We start from the raw sequence: 20170 nt of genomic DNA, 5'->3' as shown, positions 1-20170 counted from the left end.
TACACCCCCAGTCGATTATACACTCTTTTCTTTGCCTCCACTAAACCGGGGGAGGTCCACTTTCAATCTCCTTTCAGCAAAGGGGTGGTGGTTCGTCACCACCCCTTTTTCATGCTCTAATAGAGACCATCATATTGAGGAAAGTATTCCTTAGTAAGTTCTATCCATACTGGATCGATATCCCATGGAATAACCTTCTTTTTGTCATCAATGGTTTCTGGAGTAATGGGTGTGTTGGGAAGCAGGATTTGTTGGTTCTTCTCAGCAATCCGACCTTGGGTATAGGCATGAAGCGCCAGGAAAGAGATGAATCCTTCCCAACCGGGAGAAGTAGAAATGGAATATACAATGCTCCCTTCCTTGATAAGTTCAATACCATAAGGAGCTCCATTAGTACTAATAACCTTAATGGGATTATTGAGAAGCCCCCTGGCTTTAAGCATGCGGACCACAGCAGCTGCCATTTCTTCGTTAAAAACAAAAAGGATAGAAAAGTCATAACCCGATTCGATCAAGTCCTGTGCCTGATCAACGGCAACAGTAGGTGTGTATTTTCCATCCCGTACAGCTACGATCTCGTTTTTGCCAAGCTCAGCCACTTTGGGCTCAAAAGATTGGCGGAAAATCTGCACCGGGACGTGCTCAAAAAGTCCCATAATTACCGCTATTTTTTCTCCAGGGTAATGTTCGGCAATATAGTTCGCAACGTTTTCTCCCATAGCCTTCCAATCAAAATCGATACATGCCACCACGTCGTAATCAGACTTCAGAACCTGCCCAACATTGTCAGTCACCACAAGAGGTATGCCCGCTTTTTCGCACTCCCGAGCAGCAATGGTCGCACCATTAGGGTTGAAAGAAAAAATACACATCCCATCGACACCCATATCGATGAGTGTTTTAATGTTGGCAATTTCCTTTTCTGTGTCGTAATCAGAATTTAATACCACAACATCCACACCAGCGAGCTTTGCCGCATATTGAAAACCCTCCACGTCTTTGCGGTACCAGGTATCGGGACCTGGAGTAACATAACCATAGGTAAGTTTTTTGGCCCAGAGCGAAGATTCACCAACTAATGCCGAAACTAAGAGTAACAAAAGTACCAACACAACCAATTTTCTCATACAAACTCCTCCTCGCTTCTTGGTTTACGTTTACTGTACTCAACTCTTTTCGTACGAAGCGATAATTTTTCGCTCTTTTATGTGTCAAAAAAGAATCTTTAATAGTAAAATATTTGTGTTCAAAAAGAATCTATGATCGGTAAACCTTACCCATGAGCGCCATACAATTTCAAACCAGTTACTTCAACCATAAAAACTACTATACAGTAATCCTGGAACCCGCTTATCCTCCAGGCTGGCAAATGCCGTTACATCGCCACTTGCAGTGTGAACTTGCACTCATAAAATCCGGATGTTGCACCTTACACTTAGGCAAACAAGAACATCGTCTTCAGGTTGGTAACGTGTTTTTCATACCCAGCGGAATCGCCCATGGTTTCCTCTCTCAGAAACCAGCAGGTGTAGAATTTGTAGTCCTCCAATTTCCAAATTTTGATGGTGATTTCCTGCGCCACCTTGTTAATGCTCCCCCCATCGGAATTTTTCAAACCACAGATCTTGGAATTAGTGTTTTTTTGGAACACTGCTACAAATTACAGAAGGAACTAGCCTCGAATTTGCCTTTTTCCGAAACTCAATGCCGCATACTTGTTGAAGGACTAACTATTTTTCTCTTAAGAAATACTCCATCTTCTTCACATAAAAATCTTTCGCCGCAACAAAAAAATTTGATAAAAGAAATACTTTCGTTCTTACAATCTCAAAGCCACAACCTGAATCATGTAAAGGAAGTATCCAAAAAATTTGGTATTTCCCCACAGTACCTTCGCAAGCTCTTTAAAATATATACAGGGGTAAATCCTAAACATTACCTCAATACCCTCAAAATTCAACGCAGCAAATGTCTGTTGCTTCATCCAGAGCTTTCCATAACCGACGTAGCCATGGAGTTAGGTTTTGGGAGTTCTCAACAATTTGCCAAAATCTTTCGAAAAAACATAGGTATCTGCCCTTCCGCCTGGCGGAAGATCAACCTGTTAGATGCAGACCATGAACGCCAACCCGGATAGTCGGCAACCTGATCACGCGAATACGACCAAACCAAATCCCTTTAAACCATAAAATTTCTCTCTGAAAGGAAAAATATCCCCCAAGAAGCGGTAAAATAACCTGTAAGCAAAAAGCTCGAGGTGAAAGGTGCCCAATCCTTTGCAAAGCGGAATTGACAATCTGGAAGCGCTCTGCAGGCGCTGGTTTGAAAAGCGCGAAAAGAAGGTTTCCTTGGAAAAGGCGCTCCATGCTTTTTTGCTTGACCTTTTCATCCCTCGTGGGGCACTCCTTCGGGGTGAGATTGAATCCCAAGGGCTGGTGCGTGTTGAAGGCGAGTTGCGGGGTGTCCTCCTTTGTCCGGTGCTTTACGTTGCCGAAGGAGCAAAAGTCATCGCAGAAGTAAAAAGCGATTTTGTTTACCTTGCCGGTAGTATGCGGGGCATAGTGCGTGCCAACTACCTCTACCTACCCTCCAGTGGGGATTTCCAGGGAGATATATTCGTGCGGGCTTTATGGGCAGAAAGTGGGGGGAAACTCAAGGGAAAGGTGGTCATCGAAAACCATGGAAAAGCTCAGGGAAGCGAAACTCAACCTGGGGAAGCTGGACCCCAAGCTTCTTGAAAAGTTGGTACTCAAGCACCAGGGAGCAGAGCGCCCGGAAGTGGTTTTTGCAGGATCCGTGGGGCGGGACTGCGGCATCCTGCGTTTGGGAGAAGTACTGCTTGCACTAAGCTGCGACCCCATCACCGGAACTGCCCAGGGAATTGGCACCTTGGCACCGCATGTGGTAGCCAACGACCTGATATGTGCTGGAGCCGAGCCGGTGGGGGTTTTGCTCAGCCTGCTCTTCCCTCCCCTCACCACCCCTCAGGAAGTGGCTCTGGTCATGGAAGAAACTGACCAGACCTGCCGTAAACTGCAAATAAGCATTCTGGGCGGACACACCGAAATTACCGATGCGGTGAGTCGGGTGATTGTCCACTGCGCCGGAGTGGGTAGGGTGCTCTGTGACCCGCCGCCAGACCCTACCCGCATTCAGCCCGGAGACTACATCCTGATGACCAAAGGCGCCGGCATCGAGGGCACCGCCATTCTGGCCCGGGAAAAGGAAGAAAAACTGCGCGCGGTATTTCCAGAAGAGCTTTTGCACCGGGCTCAGTCCCTGATGGAGCAAATCAGCGTGGTTGAAGAAGGGAGAGTGGCTCTTACCTTTCCGGTACACTGCCTGCATGATGCCACCGAGGGAGGTATTTTGGGTGGCGTATGGGAAGCGGTTGAAGCAGCAGGATGCGGTTTTTACCTTGAAGAGGAAAAAGTCACCGTGTACCCGGAAACCGAAGCTCTGGCCCGCCATTTCCAGATTGACCCCCTGACCTTGATTGGAAGCGGCTCGCTGCTCATCTTCACCGACCATCCCGAACCACTCCTTTTTGCTTTGCGGGAAAAAGGCATCACTGCCTCCTGCATCGGCAAAGTCACCGCAAAAGACACTCGTTGTATTAAGCGCAAAAATGGAAAAGAGGAGGAAATACGGGAATGTCCTCAGGACGCACTCTGGAAAATCATGGAAGCTACGCGCAAAGAATAGGTACTGCCCTTTTCCCTCGCCGGGGCTTTCTCTGGGGAGCGCTGGGAATCCTGGTTTTTCTCTCTGCCCATCCCACTCCGCAGCTTTTCAAAACCGGGATTCTTTTGATCGTTGCAGGCACTGCTCTTCGTGCCTGGTGCGCTGGCTATATCAAAGCCCACCGGGGCAAGATGCATAACGTGCGGGAGCTTCTCACCTGTGGGCCTTACGCCCATTTGCGTAATCCTCTGTATCTTGCCAACGGGATAATAGGAAGCGGGGTAGTCTTTCTCTCCGGGAAGCTTTTCTGGTTTTTATTCTTCATTCCGTTTCTTTTTCTGCTTTACGGTTTCATCGTGAGCGCTGAAGAGGCTTTTCTCAGCGAGCGTTTCGGGAGCGAATACCAAAAATACGCAGAAGCGGTGCCTCGCCTCATTCCCCGGCTCACTCCCTACCCGAACAGGAAGCACTCGCCCTTCTCCTGGCATGCATTTCTAACCAGCGAAATTCACACCCTGGTTACCTTTTTACTGGTGATACTCCTTTTCTATCTCCGGGGGACTTCCCTTTTCTCTTTCTTGAACCGCTTCCACCTCTTCTGAGGGAGCAAGGTCCACAAAAAGCCGCACATCGTGTAGCACAATTCCCGTCTGGCGCTCAATGCGCTCCTTGATACGGTTTTGGACCAGGGAAGAAAGCTCTGGAATCACCGTATCCGGCTTAACTAAGAGCTTGACCACCACTGAAGGGCCTTGAGCAGCGCTTTCTACCTGGGGGTCGATGGAAACAATACTTGGTATATCTTTGAGAGCCTCGCGGGTAAGCGCCCTGATGGAAGCAAAGGAAATGCGGATTTTTCCCTCTCCGGTGTCAAAAACCAGATGCTCCTCCTTCCTGCGCAAAAGGAGCAGGCGAAACACAAAGCAGGCTGCAATCAGGAAAAGCGCACTCAGCAGAACACCCACAAACTGCTGCAAAAGACCCCGGGCAAAGAAAAGATAAGCTGCAGCAATCACTCTTTGAATGGAAAGCACCGGCATAATCCCTAGAACAAGCAGCAAAAGCTCAACACCCAAAAAAACCAGAATAATTCCCACCAGGAAGGTGAAAAATTTACCCCAGAAAGGCTTCATTTGCCTCCCTCCTTTTCCTTCTTTTTAACCTGATTGGCGCTCCCTCCTGCAAGCAGCTTATCGATGAGAATTGATGCCTCCTGGCTGGTGAGCTGAGCAATCCTCTCCTCATCGATTTTTTTACCCTGAGCCCGCAAAAGGTCACGGATAAAAGCTTTTTGCTTTTCAGTTGCCAGGCGGGCCACTCGCTCGCCGTGCTCCTCCTCTTCCTGGTAAAGGTAAAGGCCCACTCCCAAAAGTGTGGCACACTTTTTGAGCGCATCGGAAGCAGCAGCTTTGAGGTCAAAGCCAAGGTCCAGAGGTTTACCTGATGCATCCAGGGTAATGTTTTTGAAGCCGAACTGCTCTTTCACCACACCTTCACACTGTAACCTTCCTAAGACCCAGATGTAGCCATTTTCAAGGTCAATCTCCTTCTCTTTGATTTCAAAAGACCAGTCGCCGTCGAAGGCCTCGTTCAGCCGCTGGATAACTGAGGCAGTTTCCACATAGTGGAGCTCCTCACCGCTTGGTCCAGGGCGGGTTTTCACTTCTTTTTTGGTGAAGCGGCGCTCCAGAATCTCCCGATTCCTCATTCCCCATCACCCTCCCCGAGCATTTTCTGATACACCACAACGTCCACAAACCTCCCAAACTTGTAGCCCACTTCCTTGAGCTCACCTCGCCGCACAAACCCCGCTTTTTCATGGAGCATTATGCTCGCTAAGTTCTCGCGAGCAATGAAAGCCAGAATGGAATGGTAGGAAAGCTCTCGGGCATGGGCGATGAGCGCCGAAAGCAGGGCAAAGCCAATGTTCCGACGGCGGCTGTCCCGGCGCACGTACACCGAATCAGTAACCGTGTAGCGGTAACCCTCTCGGTCAGAGTAAGGATTCAGGGAAGCCCAGCCCAGGATTTCCCCTTCTTCTTCGAATACCAGAAGCGGGTAGCGTTCATCGTGCTCGGCAAACCACTTCCTCTGCTCCTCTTCAGAACGGGGGAAAATGTGAAAAGTGGCCAGGCTATTGAGCACCGCCTCGTTGTAAATGGCCGTCACCGCAGCAAGGTCTTCCGGTTTTGCTTTCCGAACACAATAGGTCTTCTCTCGCATGGCCTTTATATTGTAAGACTTTTTAGGCAATGTGAAAAGGAGTTAAATCCTGCGATAGCCTCAAAAGCCGGTGTTGAGAATCAAGTGAAAGTGAGAAGGATAACCCACCAGTTTTCCTGCTTACAACCCCTTGAAAGGAAGATGGTACAAGAAGCCCCGCAAGAAGAAAGCTTTTTGCTATGCAGGTTTTCTCACTCAAAATAGCAGATATCAGCAGCAAACACTCTCGAAGAGAAAACGACTTAACACAAACATTCTATATTTTTTTCAGCATCATCCCTTTATACTCCCCCGGGTAAGACCTCCGACCAACTGCTGCTGAACAAACATAAACAATATAAATACGGGAATGCAGATCAAAGCGGAAGCAGCCATAAGATTACCCCAATTGGTCTCATACTGACCCACATAATCAAATATACCCACCGGAAGTGTCCTTTTAGTTTCGCTGGTGATGAACGTGAGGGCAAACATAAACTCTTGCCAGGTTATGAAGAAAAGGTAGGCAAAAGTTGCCCCCAGACCGGGACGGACCAAGGGAACGATGACCTTCCAGAAAGCCATAAGACGGGTGCATCCGTCAATCATAGCTGCCTCTTCAAGTTCTCTGGGAATGCCCAGAAAGAAGTTCCGGAGCAGCCATACACCGACCGGGACGGAAAAAGTTAGGTAGGCAATGATTAAAGACCAGTAGGTGTCTATGAGGCGGAATTGACTCATAAGCTTGTACAGGGAAACGATGATTGCCGCCAGTGGAAAAAGCTGACTCAGCAAAATGAGGACAAAGAAGAAATTCCTTCCCGGAAAATGCAGGCGTGCATAACTGTAAGAGGAAAAAAGGGCCACGCCAAGCACGATAACCGTGGATGAGGCCGCAATAAGCAGGCTGTTTAAAAAATACCTCAAAAACAGGGAACCCCGGCCAATGACGTGGAGATAATTGGAAAAAGTTGGCCTTTTAGGCCACAGGTAAGGAGGGGAGGTGAACTGCTCGTCAGGAGCCTTAAAAGACATAGAAACCATCACCGCAATGGGAAAGAGGACAAAAACAGCCAGAAGAAACGCAAACAGGTAAACTCTGGCATAGTACAGTTTATTTTTGTGGCGATTGCTCATAGCGATTCTTCCTTTCTAAAGGTCAACTTCACATAAATCAAGCTGAAAACCAAGAGAAAGAGGAAATCCAGCACGGCAAATCTGGAAGCATCGCCAAAGCGAAAACGCTTGAAAGCAAGGTCATAGACATAGGTCGGGAAAATATGAGTCCGCTCAGCTGGGCCGCCTCCAGTCATAACATAGATGAGCTCGAAGTAATTGAAAGTCCAGATGAAGGTCAAAAGCAAGGTGGTTACGATTATTGGCCTCATGACCGGGAGAACGACATAAAAGAAGCGCTGGTAAGCACTGGCGCCATCGATTTCAGAAGCTTCCAAAAGGTCAGGAGGGACGGTTTGCAGGCCAGCAAGGTACATGAGCATTGAGAAGGGGAAGCCCTTCCAGATAGCTGCAAAAATAACTGCATACAAAGCCCATTTCGGGTCGCTGAGCCAGGTAAAAGGTTTGGATATAATACCGAGAACCTGCAAATAATGATTAAGAAGACCGAGTTGGGGGTCATAAACCAGTCTCCAGACCATACCGGCGATAACTCCAGGCATGACCCAGGGCAGAATGACTATTCCCCGCAGAAGGGCTCTCCCGGGAAAAGACTGGTTGAGGAGGACGGCTGAACCCAGACCCAACAGGAATTGAAAAAGAATCACCAGGAGGGTCCAGATAATGGAATTCTTAAATACCAGAGCAAGCATCCGAGTACTCAAAAGCTTATCAAGCGCACCTGAAAGCCCCAGATAGCGACTTGAAGTCAAGGAAACATCGTAAAGGCTGAGCTGGAAAGTGCCCAACAAAGGATAAATGACCAGGAGGAATAAAAGCACGATAGAAGGCAATGCAAATCCATATCCATAGAGCCAGTCCTTTTTCACCGCTCGCACACCCCTTTTGCGCTTTTCAAAAAGGGGCAGGGCAAAAAACCCTGCCCCAGCTGCCCGATGCCTTCAGGATTTACTGATGACTCGAGTAGTACTCATTGAGGAGCTCGTCAATTTGCTTGGTGGCCTCACGGAGCGCGTCCTCAACACTTTTTTCTCCCAGTAGGATGGCCGTGGTTGCGTTTCTCTGGATTTCGGCAAGGTCCGGGTATTTGGGGAAAATCGGCCGGTAAAGAGCCGTGGTCAGCTGCTTAAAAATGACTTCCGGGAATCTCCTTTTTTTCTGCAAGAAAGCTTTTGCTGCTTCAATGTTAGCAGGAGTCAGTGAGGATACTTTTTCGTTAATTTCTCTACTAGTCCAGAACTCGATGAATTTCCAGGCTGCTTCCTTGGCAGCAGATTTTTCATATATTACCATGTTCCATCCGCCAAAAGTTCCAATGGATTCACCATCTTCCGGTTTGGGGAAATTGGTGCAAGCCCAATCCATCTCCGGTGCCCGGGCGTTGATGGTATCCTGACCCCACTCACCATACCAGAACATACCCACCTTGCCCGCAGTGAAGAGCTGGAAGGAGTCTTCCTCGGTCCTGGATACTTCTCCCGGAGGATTGACTGCCTGGAGCTTTTTAAAGAACTTCATAGCCTCAATTGCTTCGGGCTGATCAAGGGTGCACTTAGTAAAGGTTTCATCGAGGATGGAGCCACCGTTTGAGAAAATCAGGGCATCGGTAATACACTGAACTGCATCACCTTTACCTACCCAAAGCGCTGTTCCCCACTGATTCTCGGTGGTCATCTTCTCGGCAGCGCTGTAGAACTCATCCCAGGTAACCGGTGGGTTTTCAGGATCCAAACCCGCCTTGCGGAAGAAATCTTTGTTGTAATAGTTAAGTGCCCAAACACCAACGTCAAAAGGTATTCCATAGAGTTTTCCTTTGAAAACAGCCGAATCCCAGGCTCCCGCAAAATAATTTTCTTTCTTCACCTTTTCAGATTGAGCCACAAATTCATCAAGAGGCATTATGAACCCTGCAGCAGCAAATTCTGGGTTCCAGATCTGGTCTACCACTGACACATCAGGCGGATTGCCTGCTGCAGCCGCCACCAGAAGCTTGTCCCGGTATTCGTTGTAGGGGAAAACCGTGAATTTCACATCGATTTCGGGATACAGCCCCTTAAACTGCTGCAGTGCTTCTTCCTGAGCTTTAATCAATTCCACTTCTGCCTGCTTCATCAACCACACATTAAGGGTAACCTTCTGTGCCCCTGCCAGAGCAGAAAAGAGGAGCAAAACTACCAGCAGGAAACCAGTAACCACAATACCCCTTCGCATTGTTACACACCTCCTCAAGGATTATCAATGTTTAAAAACCCGGCAATAGGAAAAAATAAGGTTTTACCTCGGGCGTTCCTCACCTCCTCTCTCCTGGTTCCACTTCTCCACCAGTTTCGAAACCAGACGCACCCTTTCCACCTCACACATCGGAGACAGCTCGTCAGATATACCCAGAACGATGCGGGGAGCAAAAGCATCCAAGATTTTCAGAGTGAAAACTTCCAGCTCCAAAACATCGTATTCAGGCATGAAAAGGAGCATCGGTATCCCGTCCAGGATAACCTTTTCTCCTACCGCCTCCTTCAATTCCTCAACCTCAACGTCTCCCTGGGGAAGGGGCGTCGGGGCTTCAATTCCGTCAAAAGGAAGGCCTTTAAGGTAGGGAAGGAGTGGCTTCAGCGATCCGTCCATGTGAATATGGCAAAACTTGCCCGCTTTGTGAAGCTGGGCCACCCTCTTTTCGTAGTAAGGAAGCAACCACTCCTCAAAAACAGCAGGGGAGTTGAAGCGCCCATCAATGTTTTCGCCAAAGTTAAGAATGCGAACAGGACAGGAAGCAAGAACCTCAAAAAGCTCATCTTCAGCCTCTTCGGCCTTTTTGAGGTATTCTTTCAACCTTTGGGGATAATCATAAATCAGATTAATGGTGTTCTCAATACCTGCAAACTGGAGAAACAGTCTCTGGAAGGGCGACCTTTCCCAGTAAAACTGTACCTCTCCCAGCCCGTTGAGCTTCTTTTTTGCCTCCTCGTAGAACTCCTGATTGAAACGGTAGTGGGTGTTGGTGATGATGTACTCGAGAATTTCCAGATCTTCCAGCTTTTTCACCGGATGCTCAACATAATGCCAGGAACAGCCCCACTCACCGAGCTGTTTCCGACCATAGAGGGTACCCTTTGGGGAACGAAAGTAAACATGGATGGTATCCCCTTCAACAACTTCTTCAACCGAGGCTCCATGGGAATACTCAAAAATGATGTAGGTAACCGGTGAGGAAATGTCAACGCTCTCTCCATAAAAGTACCGCACAGAGGCCCTTAGATCCCGGTAAACATCCAGTATGCTTGCACCCTGAAAGCGTTCGGGAAGTTTGCCCAAAACCTTGTTAACGTTAAACCAGTGCTCCAGACGAGGCTGCCACACAACATTCCTGTTTTTCCCCTCAAAGGTGTCCAGAATGTCCTTGCGAAAATCCATTTCTCATTGCCTCCTTCAGGTCAAGTCTTCCAGCAAAGAAGTAACCACTTCGCTTGCCACGCCCAGGGCGCTACCTCTTTCCTGAAGCCTGCTGACCAGTATAGGGGTGTTTTGCGCTCTCAAAGAAAAAATGTTCTCCCTCGCAGAACAAATTGCTTCCTCCACGTACTCTGAAAACTGCGCCAGTTCACCGCCCAAAACCACCGCCGCTGGGTTCAAAAGATTTATAACGTTCGCAATGCCTTTCCCCAGCATAAAACCTGCCCTTCCCAAAAGGGTAAGCACTGTTAAATCCCGTCTCTGGTACCTGGCAAGAAGTTCGGAAAAGGTGAGATACTGACCCGTTTCCTGTTTCAACGCGTTGAGAATGAAAGCAGTAGAGGTATACTGTTCGAGGCATCCCCGGTTACCACAATAGCACACCATCCCCTGAGGGTCTACAGTCGTGTGTCCAACCTCTCCACAGGACCCCTGTTCTCCTCTAACCAGCTCACCATTGTATACGTAACCCCCTCCCACTCCCCAGCTACAGAAAAAATAAAAGAAAGAAGAAAATTCCTTTCCCCAGCCCAAAGACATTTCCGCGAGCGTTGAAGCCCTGGCGATGTTGTCAATAACCAGACGGTAAGGTATCAGCTCTGAAAACAACTGCACAACATCGGTGCTTTCCCAACCAGAAAAGGGTGACTCCTCAATTTTCTCAGAGTGTTTGAAGCAAAACCCGGGGGTTGCAATGCCTATCCCTGCAATCTGATCAGGTGATAGTGAATGCAGCTGGCATATTTCCTCAACCACTTCTAAAATAAGGTGAGCAATTTTGTGAGGACCCAGTGATGGACTGGCCTCTACCTCCCTCTCATCAAGAGCTCTCAGGTGTAAATCGCTGAGTATCACGGTTATCTGCCGGGAGCAGTCCACGCCAAACACATAGCGATATTCCGGGTTGATCTCAAGCAGAGTTGGCTTTCTCCCCAGGGAAGATGTGCCTTTGCCGGTCTCCTGAACAATCCCCTCTTCAATCAAGGGTCCAATAATCCGCGATACTGAGGGAAGCGAAAGTCCCACTCGTTTTGAAAGCTCGGTACGCGAAATCGGAGCACTGTTTCTGATTTCCAGAAGTATGTTTTTCCTATTTACTTTTCTGCATCCTTCGGGGGTACCAACGACCATCGGAATGAATAATATGATAATTACTTACAGTTTGTAATTAATTTATCCTCATAAATAGCAAAGTTCACTGAGATTGTCAATGGGTGGTCGGCTCTATACTAAAAATGGTGGGATGGTATTCTGAGTAAGAACAAAAGAAGAAAGGGGGTCACACCTCCCACCCACGTCACACAAAAGACCCCTCCAGGTAGAGGTGAAACCTAAAACTCTCTGTCCTCTCTGTGAGAAGGGAAAGCTCCATGGTCATGGGAAACTCAGGGAAAGAAGGATACACCACCAGTTCCTCTCCGGGAAATGGATGTTCCTCTCCTTCACTCCGAGGAGGTTCCGGTGTACCCACTGCCGGAGAACCACAACCCTTCGTCCTCCCTCTCTTCGTCCCTGGGCACGATTCACACAGGAAGCTATCCACCAGGTTCTTGCCACCACCTGGAGGATGAGCTTTGTGGCTGTAGCCCAACTTTTCTCCATCACCCCAGGGAGAGTCCTCCGCCTCCTTGCCCGCTATGTTCCCCTGAGCTTCCCCTGGAAAGGAGGGGAAGGTGAAGTGATCCTCACCATGGATGAGCTCTCCTTCCGGGGAAAGGGCCATACAGGTGACAAAACCGGTTTGAGCCCTCAAAAATTTCACCTCTCCCAGAGAGGGAACCTCCCGTACCTCCACACCTAGAGTGACGGCCACGGCCAGATTCCCATCCGGAAAAAAGGCCAGGGCCTTGACGCAACCCACATTCACTTCCGAAGCCAGAGCTACAACACCAACCCAGAGAAAGACAATGACAAGAAAACACACTGCACCTGTCCGAAACACCTTTCTACCCTCCTACGAATAATTATGGTATAAACTCAAAAGGGACAGAGGACCATGTTCCCCTAAGCCTTAGAGCTTCAAAAGGAGTCTGCCCCCCGTCCCCAAAGTCCCTATTGGTTGGTTTGGCTAATAAGCCACTGTCAAGCGGGAGATAGGACTTGGGACTCCAAAACCAAAAATAACTATTGTGAGGTTTGCCATGAATAAAAACTCCTGGCAGTATTTCATAGGCATTGATGCTTCTTTGCAGGTGCTCAGTGAAGGTCAGCTGCATATGAACTTGGAAGGTTTCACTGCTCTCAGTCAGCTCACAAGCTCCTATCCCAACTCCTTGGTCGGTTTGGAGTCTACTGGGAGTTACCACCTCAACCTCCTGGCCTTCCTGATAACCAACCAGTACCCGGTGGCACTCATCAACCCAGCCCTCATCAAAAAGTTCTCCCAGAGCATCACCCTGCGCAAGACCAAAACTGACCGCCTTGACGCTCTCACCATCGCCAGGTTTCTGCTTAAAAACCTGGAAGAGATCCCTCCTTCATCCCTAACAAGCTGGATGACCTGGCTGCCCTGGCCAGGGTGAGGGAAAGCCTCACGCAACAAATTGCCAGAACCAAGACCCAGCTCAAACAACATCTGGTGGTGGTCTTCCCGGAACTGCTGGCTCACTGCAACATCTTCACCGATTTTTTGGGTAGTGTAGTATGAAATTGTATAAGGGGGTTAAGCTCATACAAAATACCTCCTGGTGGACCAAGAAAAATTTAACCAGGAGGTGTCGATATGAGAAGAGAGCTCAAAGAACTCATAAAGATTCTATCGCAAGAGGAGAACAAAGAGAAAGTCCTGAGGGAAATAGTAAAAAGTGAACTCAAAAAGATGATAAAGGATTGCCTTGAGGAGATGGCCTTGATCGAGAGGGAAGTCTTCTGTGAGGAAGAAGGGGAAGCCAAGAACGGCTTCTATGAAAGAGGCATCGAGGGTCTTTTCGGGAGGATAGAAGATTTTAGGGTCCCAAGGACAAGGGAAGGAGGCTTTAAGCCTTTCTTTATAAAGCCTTACCGAAAGGCATTGTGTGAGCTTGAGGAACTCATAATCGCTATGTATCAAGGGGGATGTTCTACAAGAGATATCTCCAGAACAATAAGCTCACTGATTGGGGACAAATATTCTGCCTCCTGGGTCTCTAGAATCACCGATGTCCTACAGGAAAAGGTAGAAGCCTTCCGCAAGAGGAGGATAAAAAGGTGGTATCCTTTCATCTTTCTCGATGGGGTTGTGCTCAAGATAAGGAGAGGTGATGTAGAAGGAGAGGTGGTATACCTCGCCCTGGGGATAGATGAGGATGGTTATGAAGAAGTGCTCCCGCAGAAGAAGTACCTGCAGACCCAAAAGTGTTTGGATGGGCTTTGCCCTCTCCAAAAAACCTTATTGCAGCTCTTTCTCTCCCACGCCGAGCTTTTTAAACACTAATCCTCTGATTTTCTTTGCCGACTCGAAAGCTCCTTTTGCCTCTTCAAGCGAAGGCATGTAAAACTCATCTGGATATCTGACATCAACAGCATAAAAAGTGAGTTCCGATAATGATTCCTTATCCAGCTCCTCAAAATCTTGATCTTTTTGAATACACAGATCAAGAAGCGTTCTTAGATCATGCACCTTGCCAAACCTTACCTCCCGGTCGGTCAAAAAAGCCTTTAAATACTTTTCTATTGCCTGCTGACAGTGAAAGCAAATGACATCAGTTACCCTGTTCCCTGCACCAAGCAAAATTTCTGCAGACGCTAAGTCGCTCTCTGCCTTTCTAAGCCACCTCAAAACCAGATTTCTTTTCATATCCTTCTGCCCTCCAAAAAAGCCTGGTTAGAGATGGTGTTTACCACCTTCTTTTCCTCTTCAAATTCTCCATCCGTTTTTACTATCACGTCAAAAGAGGTTGCCGGAAAAACACTGTGCAGTTCGTTATATATCTTTCTCCTCATTTCCCTCTTTTTGCGGATATCAAAATCACCTTTCAACACCACGAGCAAATCATAGTCACTCAGCTCCTCGTGATCCCCCCTTGCTCGGGAACCAAAAAGAATCACTTCATCAACCCCTACACCGCTTTCCTCAAGGGTTCTTTCTATTACCCTTTTAATCTTTTTGGCTATGTCCCCTCTCCTCATGGCTCCACCTGGAAGCACCGAGCAAGCTTCCCTGCCTCTTCTTTTCAAAACTTACGCCAGCCTGGATTGTGTCTTTATTATAACCCTTCTCAAGATGCACTTCTCAAAATTTGCCTCTTCAGGAAACCTTTACACATCTCAAAAAGCAATACCTGGTATAATGAGAATATGCGGAAAATTACTCTTAAGTGGCTCAAACAGGCCGAAGCTGATTTGGCGGCTGCCCGGGATAGCCTGCAGAGTGGGCTTGTTTTCAGGCTCAGCAGAGTGGAGAAAAAGCCCTGAAGGTTTACCTTTACGATAAAGGGTACACTTCCATCATAACCCATTCCTTGAAAGAACTGGTTCGTGAATGCACAAGACTTGATGTCACTTTCAACCAGTTACCCCACAAAGCAAAGAAATTGGACATGTTCTACCATTCCCACTCGAGAACCAAAACGGCCTTTCCGGTGATGTAGCTTCCGCAGAGTTTTACGAAGAGGAGGATTCAAAAGCATGCATAAGCTCCGCCGAGTTGATCCTGCAGACCGTGAAAAGCTTATTGAATCAGTAAAGGAGTTTGCTCAAAAGCTGAAAATCCTTTTTCCAATAGAAAAAATCTATCTTTACGGTGCTGTCGCCCGGGGTGAAATTCACGAGGGAAGTGATATCGACCTCATCATCGTCGGCAACTTCAAGGAACGCTTCTTTGAGCGCATAGGACTGATCCTGGAACTTACCGAACTCCCCATAGAGCCCCTGGTTTACACTTCCGAGGAGTTCAAGGCCCTGCAGGAAGAGGGCAATCCCCTCATCGAGGAAGCCCTCCGCACCGGGGTGGAGCTTTAGCAAATCCTCATACCTCGCGCAGTGCTTTCAACTTCTTTTTGCGGTACATCCTGCCATCGGCAAGTTCCAGGAGCTTATCGATGTCTGAGGCATCAGTGGGGAAAGAGGCAATGCCATAGCTAAAGTCGAGGGTGATTCCTTCAACAAACTTTTTGGTAACAAACTCAGCATGAATGCGCTCCATGACCTCTTCTACTTGCTGGTGGTTTAATCCGGGAAACACAAAGCAAAACTCATCTCCCCCGTAACGGGCGACCAAATCTTCTTTGCGAATGTGCTTTTCAAACCAGATACCAATACGCTTCAAGCACCTGTCCCCCTCGCTGTGGCCTAAAAGATCGTTAGCTTTTTAAACTTATCAAGGTCTACAAAAACCAGCGAAAAAGGCACCTTATCCTCTATCAATTCTTTTAAGCGGTCCTCAAGATATCTACGGTTGGGAATTCCAACCAGAGGGTCAATCTGAGCCAGCCTTTCTGCTTTCTTCTTCTCCCTTTGCAGCTCCTTTTCGCGCTCGCTCAAGGCTTCAACCATGCGGGCAAAATGTACCGAGAGAAGACCAATTTCATCGTTCCTCCCCACGGGAAGCTGCAAGGAATACTCACCAGAGGCTACCTGCTCAGAGGCTCGATACAGAGCCCGTAAAGGATGCAGAACCACTCTTTCAAAAACATAGTTCAAAAGAAAAAGCAGGAGCCCAAATCCCACACCCAGACAAAGCAGCACATTACCCGCCCACCTGCTCACCTGAAGCGGTATTTCATAGCGCCTGCGCAACAGGAATTTTTTAAGCAGCTCTCCAGGCTCCCCGACTACCTCAAAACTGACGTAAAGATAGCCCTCTTTGGTGAAAGCGCTCTTATGCTGCCAGTAGGAGGGCAACTCCGACCATTCAGGCGGCAGAACTCCGGAAGAAACGTCCACAATGTCGCACCCCAGAATCTGCGACCATGCTTCAAGCAGCTCTGCATCGATGGGCTTTGCAAAACTCAAAAAAGCTCCATACTCTTTGTCCCCTTCATCATTGGTCACCGGAGCGGTAACCACCATCCAGAGCTCCTCACCAGAGCGCAAAAACACTGCTCCGGAAAGAGAAGATGGAGGAAACTCACCACTCCGAAGCGGCCAGTTAGGCGAAGAAGTGATTATTTCTCCGCTTTCGGTAACCAGAAGCACCGAATAGCCGAACTGCTCCCGTACCCAAGGCTCCAGGTTTTCCTCAATCCAGTCCTCATCGCGCTCCACAACTGCTCTTTCTCCCAGTTCCGTCCACATGCTGTAATCCGGAAGATGGTTTTCAAAGCGCTCCTTTTCCTCCGCAAGGAGAAATTGAAAGGCGCTACGCAGCCTTGCTGCTTCTTGCAGGGCGTTCTCCCTCAAAAAAGCGTTGACCCTCTGAAACAGCAAAAGAAAAAACACCACCGCCAGAGAAGAAGCAATCAAAACGCTGAGCAAAACCACCTTGCTTTTAACGGTCACCGTTCTCACCGCCCGGGTAATCTTCCTTGAAAAAGCAATCTTCCACCTTTAAAGGGGTGAAAACCATCCTCACCAACGCTCAGAATTTTCCCCTATTATAGCCCAGCAACCCAGGTGCAAAAACATTTCTCACCGGCAATCCAGAAAAATCCCTCACTCGCTGAAAAAGGCAAAAGATGCCCCATTCCTTTTTGCCCGGTACATGGCCAGGTCAGCCTTGCGCACCAGTTCTTCCAAAGTGTCTGCATCTTCAGGGTAGATAGCAATGCCCAGATTCGCCGCAACGCTCAAAACGTTTCCTTCCCACACAAGCGGTTCCCGCACTGAGCTGGCAATTCTTTCTGCAATGCCGGCCACTGAGTTGCGGTCACCCCCGTAAATCACTATGATAAATTCATCGCCCCCCACCCGGGCCAGTACATCATTTTCCCTCAAACTTTTTTGCAGGCGCTCGGCAATCACCTGCAAGATAGCATCTCCAGCTTCATGGCCAAAGCGGTCATTGACCTCTTTAAAACCCCGAAGGTCCAGATAAAGCACGAAAGCCGGCTTTTTCTCCCGACGAGCCAAAGCCAGAACCTTCCCAGCCATTTCTTGAAACGCCCGCTTGTTAAGTAAATCCGTAAGCGGGTCGTGGCAAGAGAGATGCTCAAGGAGCCTTTTTTGTTCTTCGAGCTTTTCTTCAAGCCGCAGGCGCTCCAGGACCACGCTGATTTGCTCAGCAAAAAGTTGAGCAATTTCGATTTCCCCAGGACCAAAGGCCTCAGGGTCTTCAAGGTTATCCAGGTTGAAAAAGCCCACGATTTCCCCTTCTAAAACCAGAGGTACCGAGAGGGTTGCCCTAATGGTTCCCTCTCTCCCCGATTCAGCAAGCAATTCCAGTTTTTCCTTAGAAAGCCGGGAGCGGTTAAGCTCGTCTAAGTTCCTGACCACCTTCACCTCTGGGGTCATCTCCCGGGAGAGTTCCTCTCCAGTGAGGGTAACCCGGGCCAGTTTTTCCAGGTCGTAGCCCACCGCCGCCCGGAAAACAAAAACCTCCCCTGCCTTTAAAAGCAGAGAACCCCTCTGGGCACCGGGAACCAGCTCCACGGCTTTCCTCAAAATATCAGCATAATTGAACCTGTGGCCTGGATCAAGCAGAGCCTTCATAAAGCTCAACATCTCCGTAAGGATCCTGCTTTTTACACCCAGTTCCCGGGTCTGAAAGGAAAGACGCTCCTCAAAAGTCCTTCTCGTCCACAGTGCACTGACCTGCCCGGCAAAGAGCTTGAGCATCTCGATCTCTGCAGATGAAAAAGCCTCCTCTTCTTCAAAGTTGTCCAGAATCAAAACTGCTTGGAGCTTTCCCTCTACCCCTATAGCCACAGAAAGAGAACATTTTACCCTCTCAAAGCGCAAATTTTGAAGTAAAGACTGATGGACCTCCTTATCCAAGCAGACTTCAAGCAATCTTTTCAAATCGGTGACCAGAGCGGGTTCTCCTCGAAGAATTGCCGCACATTCTGGACGAGCCTCCAACCTGTCCACCCCAAAACGAAGTTGCCTCAAAGCATCCAGAGGATACCCCAGAGTTGCTTCGAAAACCAGAAAATTTCCCTGCCGGGCCAGAATACTCCCTCCCTGAGCATGGGGAATCACCTCTACTGCCCTCTCAAGGATTTGAGAATAACCCAAGCTACTGCAGTCTGAGCACAGAGCAGACCGAAAGAACTCATTCATCATTCGAAGTGCCTGGGACTGATGTTTATACTCTCTACGTAACGCCCGCTCCACATCTAACCTTTTTCGATAATCGAAAAAAAGCACCAGAAAAGCAGCAAAAATCCCTACAAGCAAAGAAAAGACAAGCCTCCCAGTACTGTAAAAACCTTCCCATAACTTCTGATAATTTACTCGCAGGCCGAAGGCAAAAGGTCTGCCATCTTGGGAGACAATTTCAACGACTTCATCCATACCCAGGCGATGCAGCACCAATTGAGGATCGATGACTGCCTCAACTCCCCTATCTTTAACTAACGCTCGGCTTGCATCATCAAAAACCAGAAAGCGCACCTGCAAAAGCCCTTCCCGGGCTTGAATCCGATAGGGATAGGGAAAAATCTCCTCAGCGTTTGCTTCCACTATGGAAACTTTCAGAACTTCGGGATTTGACTCCTTGAAGGCAGTGAGCTCTCGCTCACTAAGCCAGGCGATATCCTTTGCTAAAGCGGTGTAGAGCAAAACGTTGTGAAAATACTGTTCAGACCATCGCTTTACCTCGTACTCTACAAAATTGGAAAAGGTTCTGGAGTAGGAAAACATCCACTCGTTCAAAACCCGAAGTTCCAAAAAGGTAAAAAAAGCAAAGGTTAGTGAAAACCCTACAGCGAAAAACACCATAAAGCGTATAATCAGGGATTTAGTGCTCAAAGAAACATCCAACCTTTCCAAAGCCAGGCTTTTACCCCAGGAGATTATCAAGCAGCATCATTATACCAAAACCTGCAATCAACGCGTAGGTGGAAAAGCGGGCAGACTTTCCGTGATGAGTTTCGGGGATGATTTCATCACTGATCACAAACAGCATGGCTCCCGCTGCAATAGCCATTCCCCAGGGCAAGAAAAAGTGCATGACGGAGACCAGCCCCGCCCCCAGAATTCCTCCCAAGGGTTCCACCAAACCAGTCAAGAAAGCGTAAAAGAAGGCCTTGGAGCGCGGATAGCCAACCCCAAGCAAGGAGATGGCCACTGCCATGCCCTCGGGAATGTTCTGAATGCCTATGGCTGTAGCCACAGTAACTCCATCGCTTACGTTCCCGGTCCCAAAGCTCACTCCCACCGCCAGGCCTTCAGGGAAGTTATGAAGCGTAATGGCAATGACAAAAAGCCAGATTTCGCGCAACCTGCTCTTTGGCCCCTCTAAGCCCTTTTCAAAGTGCTCATGAGGCACAAGGCGGTCCATCAAATCAAGGAGCAGCGCCCCCAACGCCACACCAGCCAGGGCTACCCACACCCCTCCATATTCAATAGCTGGAATTAAGAGGCTGAAAGCGGTGGCTGCCAGCATCACTCCAGCTGCAAAGCCCAGAAGCTCATCACGAAAGCGATGGGAAACCGCGCTCAGGGAAGGGAAAAGAACCGGTATGCCACCAAGACCCGTGGCTAAACCAGCCAGAGCGCTACCCAGAATGCCCCACCAGAGAATGCTCACTGCTTAAACCTCCAAAAAGGACTTTTCAAATAGGGTACTCAAAAAGCAAGAAGGAGGCAAGAAGAATATGAAAGCGGCCTAAAAACGCAA

23 protein-coding genes and 1 pseudogene are annotated in these 20170 nt (G+C 48.5%); 10 read left to right on the top strand and 14 right to left on the bottom strand.

All coding sequences use genetic code 11. The annotated features are described in order from the left end of the window. Window positions 1-116: 116 nt before the first annotated feature. The gene (locus ACKTT1_RS02355) at window positions 117-1127 is read right to left on the bottom strand and encodes a sugar ABC transporter substrate-binding protein (protein WP_412710047.1); all 1011 of its coding nucleotides are present in this window, start codon (window positions 1125-1127) and stop codon (window positions 117-119) included. Between the two features lie 152 nt (window positions 1128-1279). On the opposite strand from ACKTT1_RS02355, the gene ACKTT1_RS02350 reads away from it, so the two are divergent. The 4 genes from ACKTT1_RS02350 (at window position 1280) to ACKTT1_RS02335 (ending at window position 4286) form a co-directional block, all read left to right on the top strand. After that, complete coding sequence (locus ACKTT1_RS02350) at window positions 1280-2137, top strand: helix-turn-helix domain-containing protein (protein WP_412710046.1); 858 nt, start codon at window positions 1280-1282, stop codon at window positions 2135-2137. 127 nt (window positions 2138-2264) lie between these two features. Continuing rightward, on the top strand, window positions 2265-2738 hold the full coding sequence (locus ACKTT1_RS02345; RefSeq protein WP_412710045.1) for a polymer-forming cytoskeletal protein: 474 nt from the start codon (window positions 2265-2267) through the stop codon (window positions 2736-2738). Next, window positions 2680-3705, top strand: a complete 1026-nt coding sequence (locus ACKTT1_RS02340) for an AIR synthase family protein (protein WP_412710044.1) — start codon at window positions 2680-2682, stop codon at window positions 3703-3705. The genes ACKTT1_RS02345 and ACKTT1_RS02340 overlap by 59 nt, the downstream gene beginning before the upstream one ends. Then, window positions 3654-4286, top strand: coding sequence for a methyltransferase family protein (locus ACKTT1_RS02335; protein ID WP_412710043.1), 633 nt, complete (start codon window positions 3654-3656; stop codon window positions 4284-4286). The genes ACKTT1_RS02340 and ACKTT1_RS02335 overlap by 52 nt, the downstream gene beginning before the upstream one ends. On the opposite strand, the gene amaP is transcribed toward ACKTT1_RS02335, so the two are convergent. The 8 genes from amaP to ACKTT1_RS02295 all read right to left on the bottom strand — a co-directional run bounded on the left by amaP (window position 4212) and on the right by ACKTT1_RS02295 (window position 11604). Continuing rightward, entirely contained in the window at window positions 4212-4817 is a 606-nt protein-coding gene (gene amaP, locus ACKTT1_RS02330) for an alkaline shock response membrane anchor protein AmaP (RefSeq protein WP_412710042.1), read from the bottom strand. The two genes, ACKTT1_RS02335 and amaP, sit on opposite strands and share 75 nt — an antisense overlap. Then, on the bottom strand, window positions 4814-5392 hold the full coding sequence (locus ACKTT1_RS02325) for a Rad52/Rad22 family DNA repair protein (RefSeq protein ID WP_412710041.1): 579 nt from the start codon (window positions 5390-5392) through the stop codon (window positions 4814-4816). The genes amaP and ACKTT1_RS02325 overlap by 4 nt, the downstream gene beginning before the upstream one ends. Further along, complete coding sequence (locus tag ACKTT1_RS02320) at window positions 5389-5937, bottom strand: N-acetyltransferase family protein (protein ID WP_412710040.1); 549 nt, start codon at window positions 5935-5937, stop codon at window positions 5389-5391. Before ACKTT1_RS02320 ends, ACKTT1_RS02325 begins: the two co-directional genes overlap by 4 nt. 243 nt (window positions 5938-6180) lie before the next feature. Further along, window positions 6181-7023: a carbohydrate ABC transporter permease gene (locus ACKTT1_RS02315; RefSeq protein WP_412710039.1), complete on the bottom strand. Its 843-nt coding sequence runs from the start codon at window positions 7021-7023 to the stop codon at window positions 6181-6183. Next, window positions 7020-7892: a carbohydrate ABC transporter permease gene (locus tag ACKTT1_RS02310; RefSeq protein ID WP_412710038.1), complete on the bottom strand. Its 873-nt coding sequence runs from the start codon at window positions 7890-7892 to the stop codon at window positions 7020-7022. The genes ACKTT1_RS02315 and ACKTT1_RS02310 overlap by 4 nt, the downstream gene beginning before the upstream one ends. Before the next feature lie 79 nt (window positions 7893-7971). Further along, window positions 7972-9234 carry an ABC transporter substrate-binding protein gene (locus ACKTT1_RS02305; RefSeq protein ID WP_412710037.1) on the bottom strand — a complete coding sequence of 421 codons (1263 nt, stop codon included), beginning with the start codon at window positions 9232-9234 and terminating at the stop codon, window positions 7972-7974. Window positions 9235-9297: 63 nt separating this feature from the next. After that, window positions 9298-10434 (bottom strand): uroporphyrinogen decarboxylase family protein, encoded by a 1137-nt coding sequence (locus ACKTT1_RS02300; RefSeq protein WP_412710036.1) that lies wholly within the window; start codon window positions 10432-10434, stop codon window positions 9298-9300. Between the two features lie 15 nt (window positions 10435-10449). Beyond that, the gene (locus ACKTT1_RS02295) at window positions 10450-11604 is read right to left on the bottom strand and encodes an ROK family transcriptional regulator (RefSeq protein ID WP_412710035.1); all 1155 of its coding nucleotides are present in this window, start codon (window positions 11602-11604) and stop codon (window positions 10450-10452) included. 193 nt (window positions 11605-11797) lie between these two features. Between ACKTT1_RS02295 and ACKTT1_RS02290 the strand changes: the two genes are divergently transcribed. The 4 genes from ACKTT1_RS02290 to ACKTT1_RS02275 all read left to right on the top strand — a co-directional run bounded on the left by ACKTT1_RS02290 (window position 11798) and on the right by ACKTT1_RS02275 (window position 13885). Beyond that, window positions 11798-12274: a DUF6431 domain-containing protein gene (locus ACKTT1_RS02290; RefSeq protein WP_412710034.1), complete on the top strand. Its 477-nt coding sequence runs from the start codon at window positions 11798-11800 to the stop codon at window positions 12272-12274. Window positions 12275-12614: 340 nt separating this feature from the next. Then, on the top strand, window positions 12615-12995 hold the full coding sequence (locus ACKTT1_RS02285; protein ID WP_412710033.1) for a transposase: 381 nt from the start codon (window positions 12615-12617) through the stop codon (window positions 12993-12995). Continuing rightward, window positions 12992-13120 carry a hypothetical protein gene (locus ACKTT1_RS02280; protein ID WP_412710032.1) on the top strand — a complete coding sequence of 43 codons (129 nt, stop codon included), beginning with the start codon at window positions 12992-12994 and terminating at the stop codon, window positions 13118-13120. Before ACKTT1_RS02285 ends, ACKTT1_RS02280 begins: the two co-directional genes overlap by 4 nt. A gap of 75 nt (window positions 13121-13195) precedes the next feature. Further along, on the top strand, window positions 13196-13885 hold the full coding sequence (locus tag ACKTT1_RS02275; protein WP_412710031.1) for a transposase: 690 nt from the start codon (window positions 13196-13198) through the stop codon (window positions 13883-13885). Here ACKTT1_RS02275 and ACKTT1_RS02270 read toward each other — a convergent pair. Next, complete coding sequence (locus ACKTT1_RS02270) at window positions 13841-14248, bottom strand: HEPN domain-containing protein (RefSeq protein WP_412710030.1); 408 nt, start codon at window positions 14246-14248, stop codon at window positions 13841-13843. The genes ACKTT1_RS02275 and ACKTT1_RS02270 overlap by 45 nt on opposite strands. After that, a complete protein-coding gene (locus tag ACKTT1_RS02265) occupies window positions 14245-14628 on the bottom strand; it encodes a nucleotidyltransferase domain-containing protein (protein ID WP_412710029.1) in 384 nt (127 codons plus the stop codon). The genes ACKTT1_RS02270 and ACKTT1_RS02265 overlap by 4 nt, the downstream gene beginning before the upstream one ends. Window positions 14629-14861: 233 nt before the next feature. Here ACKTT1_RS02265 and ACKTT1_RS02260 point away from each other — a divergent pair, with 233 nt between their 5' ends. Together ACKTT1_RS02260 and ACKTT1_RS02255 are read left to right on the top strand one after the other, a co-directional pair. Beyond that, window positions 14862-15041: a hypothetical protein gene (locus tag ACKTT1_RS02260; protein ID WP_412710537.1), complete on the top strand. Its 180-nt coding sequence runs from the start codon at window positions 14862-14864 to the stop codon at window positions 15039-15041. 37 nt (window positions 15042-15078) lie between these two features. Next, complete coding sequence (locus ACKTT1_RS02255; protein WP_412710028.1) at window positions 15079-15411, top strand: nucleotidyltransferase domain-containing protein; 333 nt, start codon at window positions 15079-15081, stop codon at window positions 15409-15411. A gap of 7 nt (window positions 15412-15418) precedes the next feature. Here ACKTT1_RS02255 and ACKTT1_RS02250 read toward each other — a convergent pair. The 3 genes and pseudogenes from ACKTT1_RS02250 to ACKTT1_RS02240 form a co-directional block, all read right to left on the bottom strand. Beyond that, window positions 15419-16830 (bottom strand): annotated as a pseudogene (locus ACKTT1_RS02250) (diguanylate cyclase domain-containing protein). A gap of 213 nt (window positions 16831-17043) precedes the next feature. After that, window positions 17044-19350 (bottom strand): diguanylate cyclase, encoded by a 2307-nt coding sequence (locus ACKTT1_RS02245; RefSeq protein WP_412710027.1) that lies wholly within the window; start codon window positions 19348-19350, stop codon window positions 17044-17046. Then, window positions 19331-20080 (bottom strand): ZIP family metal transporter, encoded by a 750-nt coding sequence (locus ACKTT1_RS02240; protein WP_412710026.1) that lies wholly within the window; start codon window positions 20078-20080, stop codon window positions 19331-19333. Before ACKTT1_RS02240 ends, ACKTT1_RS02245 begins: the two co-directional genes overlap by 20 nt. Between the last annotated feature and the right edge of the window lie 90 nt (window positions 20081-20170).

It is taken from the genome of Atrimonas thermophila, assembly GCF_045864955.1.
GTDB lineage: Bacteria > Atribacterota > Atribacteria > Atribacterales > Thermatribacteraceae > Thermatribacter > Thermatribacter velox.
This window is presented reverse-complemented; position numbering and strand designations above follow the sequence as displayed.

Coding starts and splice junctions, on each gene's coding strand:
- ACKTT1_RS02350 (WP_412710046.1), top strand. CDS start 1,280: ATGAGCGCCATACAATTTCAAACCAGTTACTTCAACCATAAAAACTAC.
- ACKTT1_RS02295 (WP_412710035.1), bottom strand. CDS start 11,604: ATGGTCGTTGGTACCCCCGAAGGATGCAGAAAAGTAAATAGGAAAAAC.
- ACKTT1_RS02300 (WP_412710036.1), bottom strand. CDS start 10,434: ATGGATTTTCGCAAGGACATTCTGGACACCTTTGAGGGGAAAAACAGG.
- ACKTT1_RS02285 (WP_412710033.1), top strand. CDS start 12,615: ATGAATAAAAACTCCTGGCAGTATTTCATAGGCATTGATGCTTCTTTG.
- ACKTT1_RS02315 (WP_412710039.1), bottom strand. CDS start 7,023: ATGAGCAATCGCCACAAAAATAAACTGTACTATGCCAGAGTTTACCTG.
- ACKTT1_RS02305 (WP_412710037.1), bottom strand. CDS start 9,234: ATGCGAAGGGGTATTGTGGTTACTGGTTTCCTGCTGGTAGTTTTGCTC.
- ACKTT1_RS02335 (WP_412710043.1), top strand. CDS start 3,654: ATGTCCTCAGGACGCACTCTGGAAAATCATGGAAGCTACGCGCAAAGA.
- ACKTT1_RS02275 (WP_412710031.1), top strand. CDS start 13,196: ATGAGAAGAGAGCTCAAAGAACTCATAAAGATTCTATCGCAAGAGGAG.
- ACKTT1_RS02355 (WP_412710047.1), bottom strand. CDS start 1,127: ATGAGAAAATTGGTTGTGTTGGTACTTTTGTTACTCTTAGTTTCGGCA.
- ACKTT1_RS02325 (WP_412710041.1), bottom strand. CDS start 5,392: ATGAGGAATCGGGAGATTCTGGAGCGCCGCTTCACCAAAAAAGAAGTG.
- ACKTT1_RS02270 (WP_412710030.1), bottom strand. CDS start 14,248: ATGAAAAGAAATCTGGTTTTGAGGTGGCTTAGAAAGGCAGAGAGCGAC.
- amaP (WP_412710042.1), bottom strand. CDS start 4,817: ATGAAGCCTTTCTGGGGTAAATTTTTCACCTTCCTGGTGGGAATTATT.
- ACKTT1_RS02340 (WP_412710044.1), top strand. CDS start 2,680: ATGGAAAAGCTCAGGGAAGCGAAACTCAACCTGGGGAAGCTGGACCCC.
- ACKTT1_RS02255 (WP_412710028.1), top strand. CDS start 15,079: ATGCATAAGCTCCGCCGAGTTGATCCTGCAGACCGTGAAAAGCTTATT.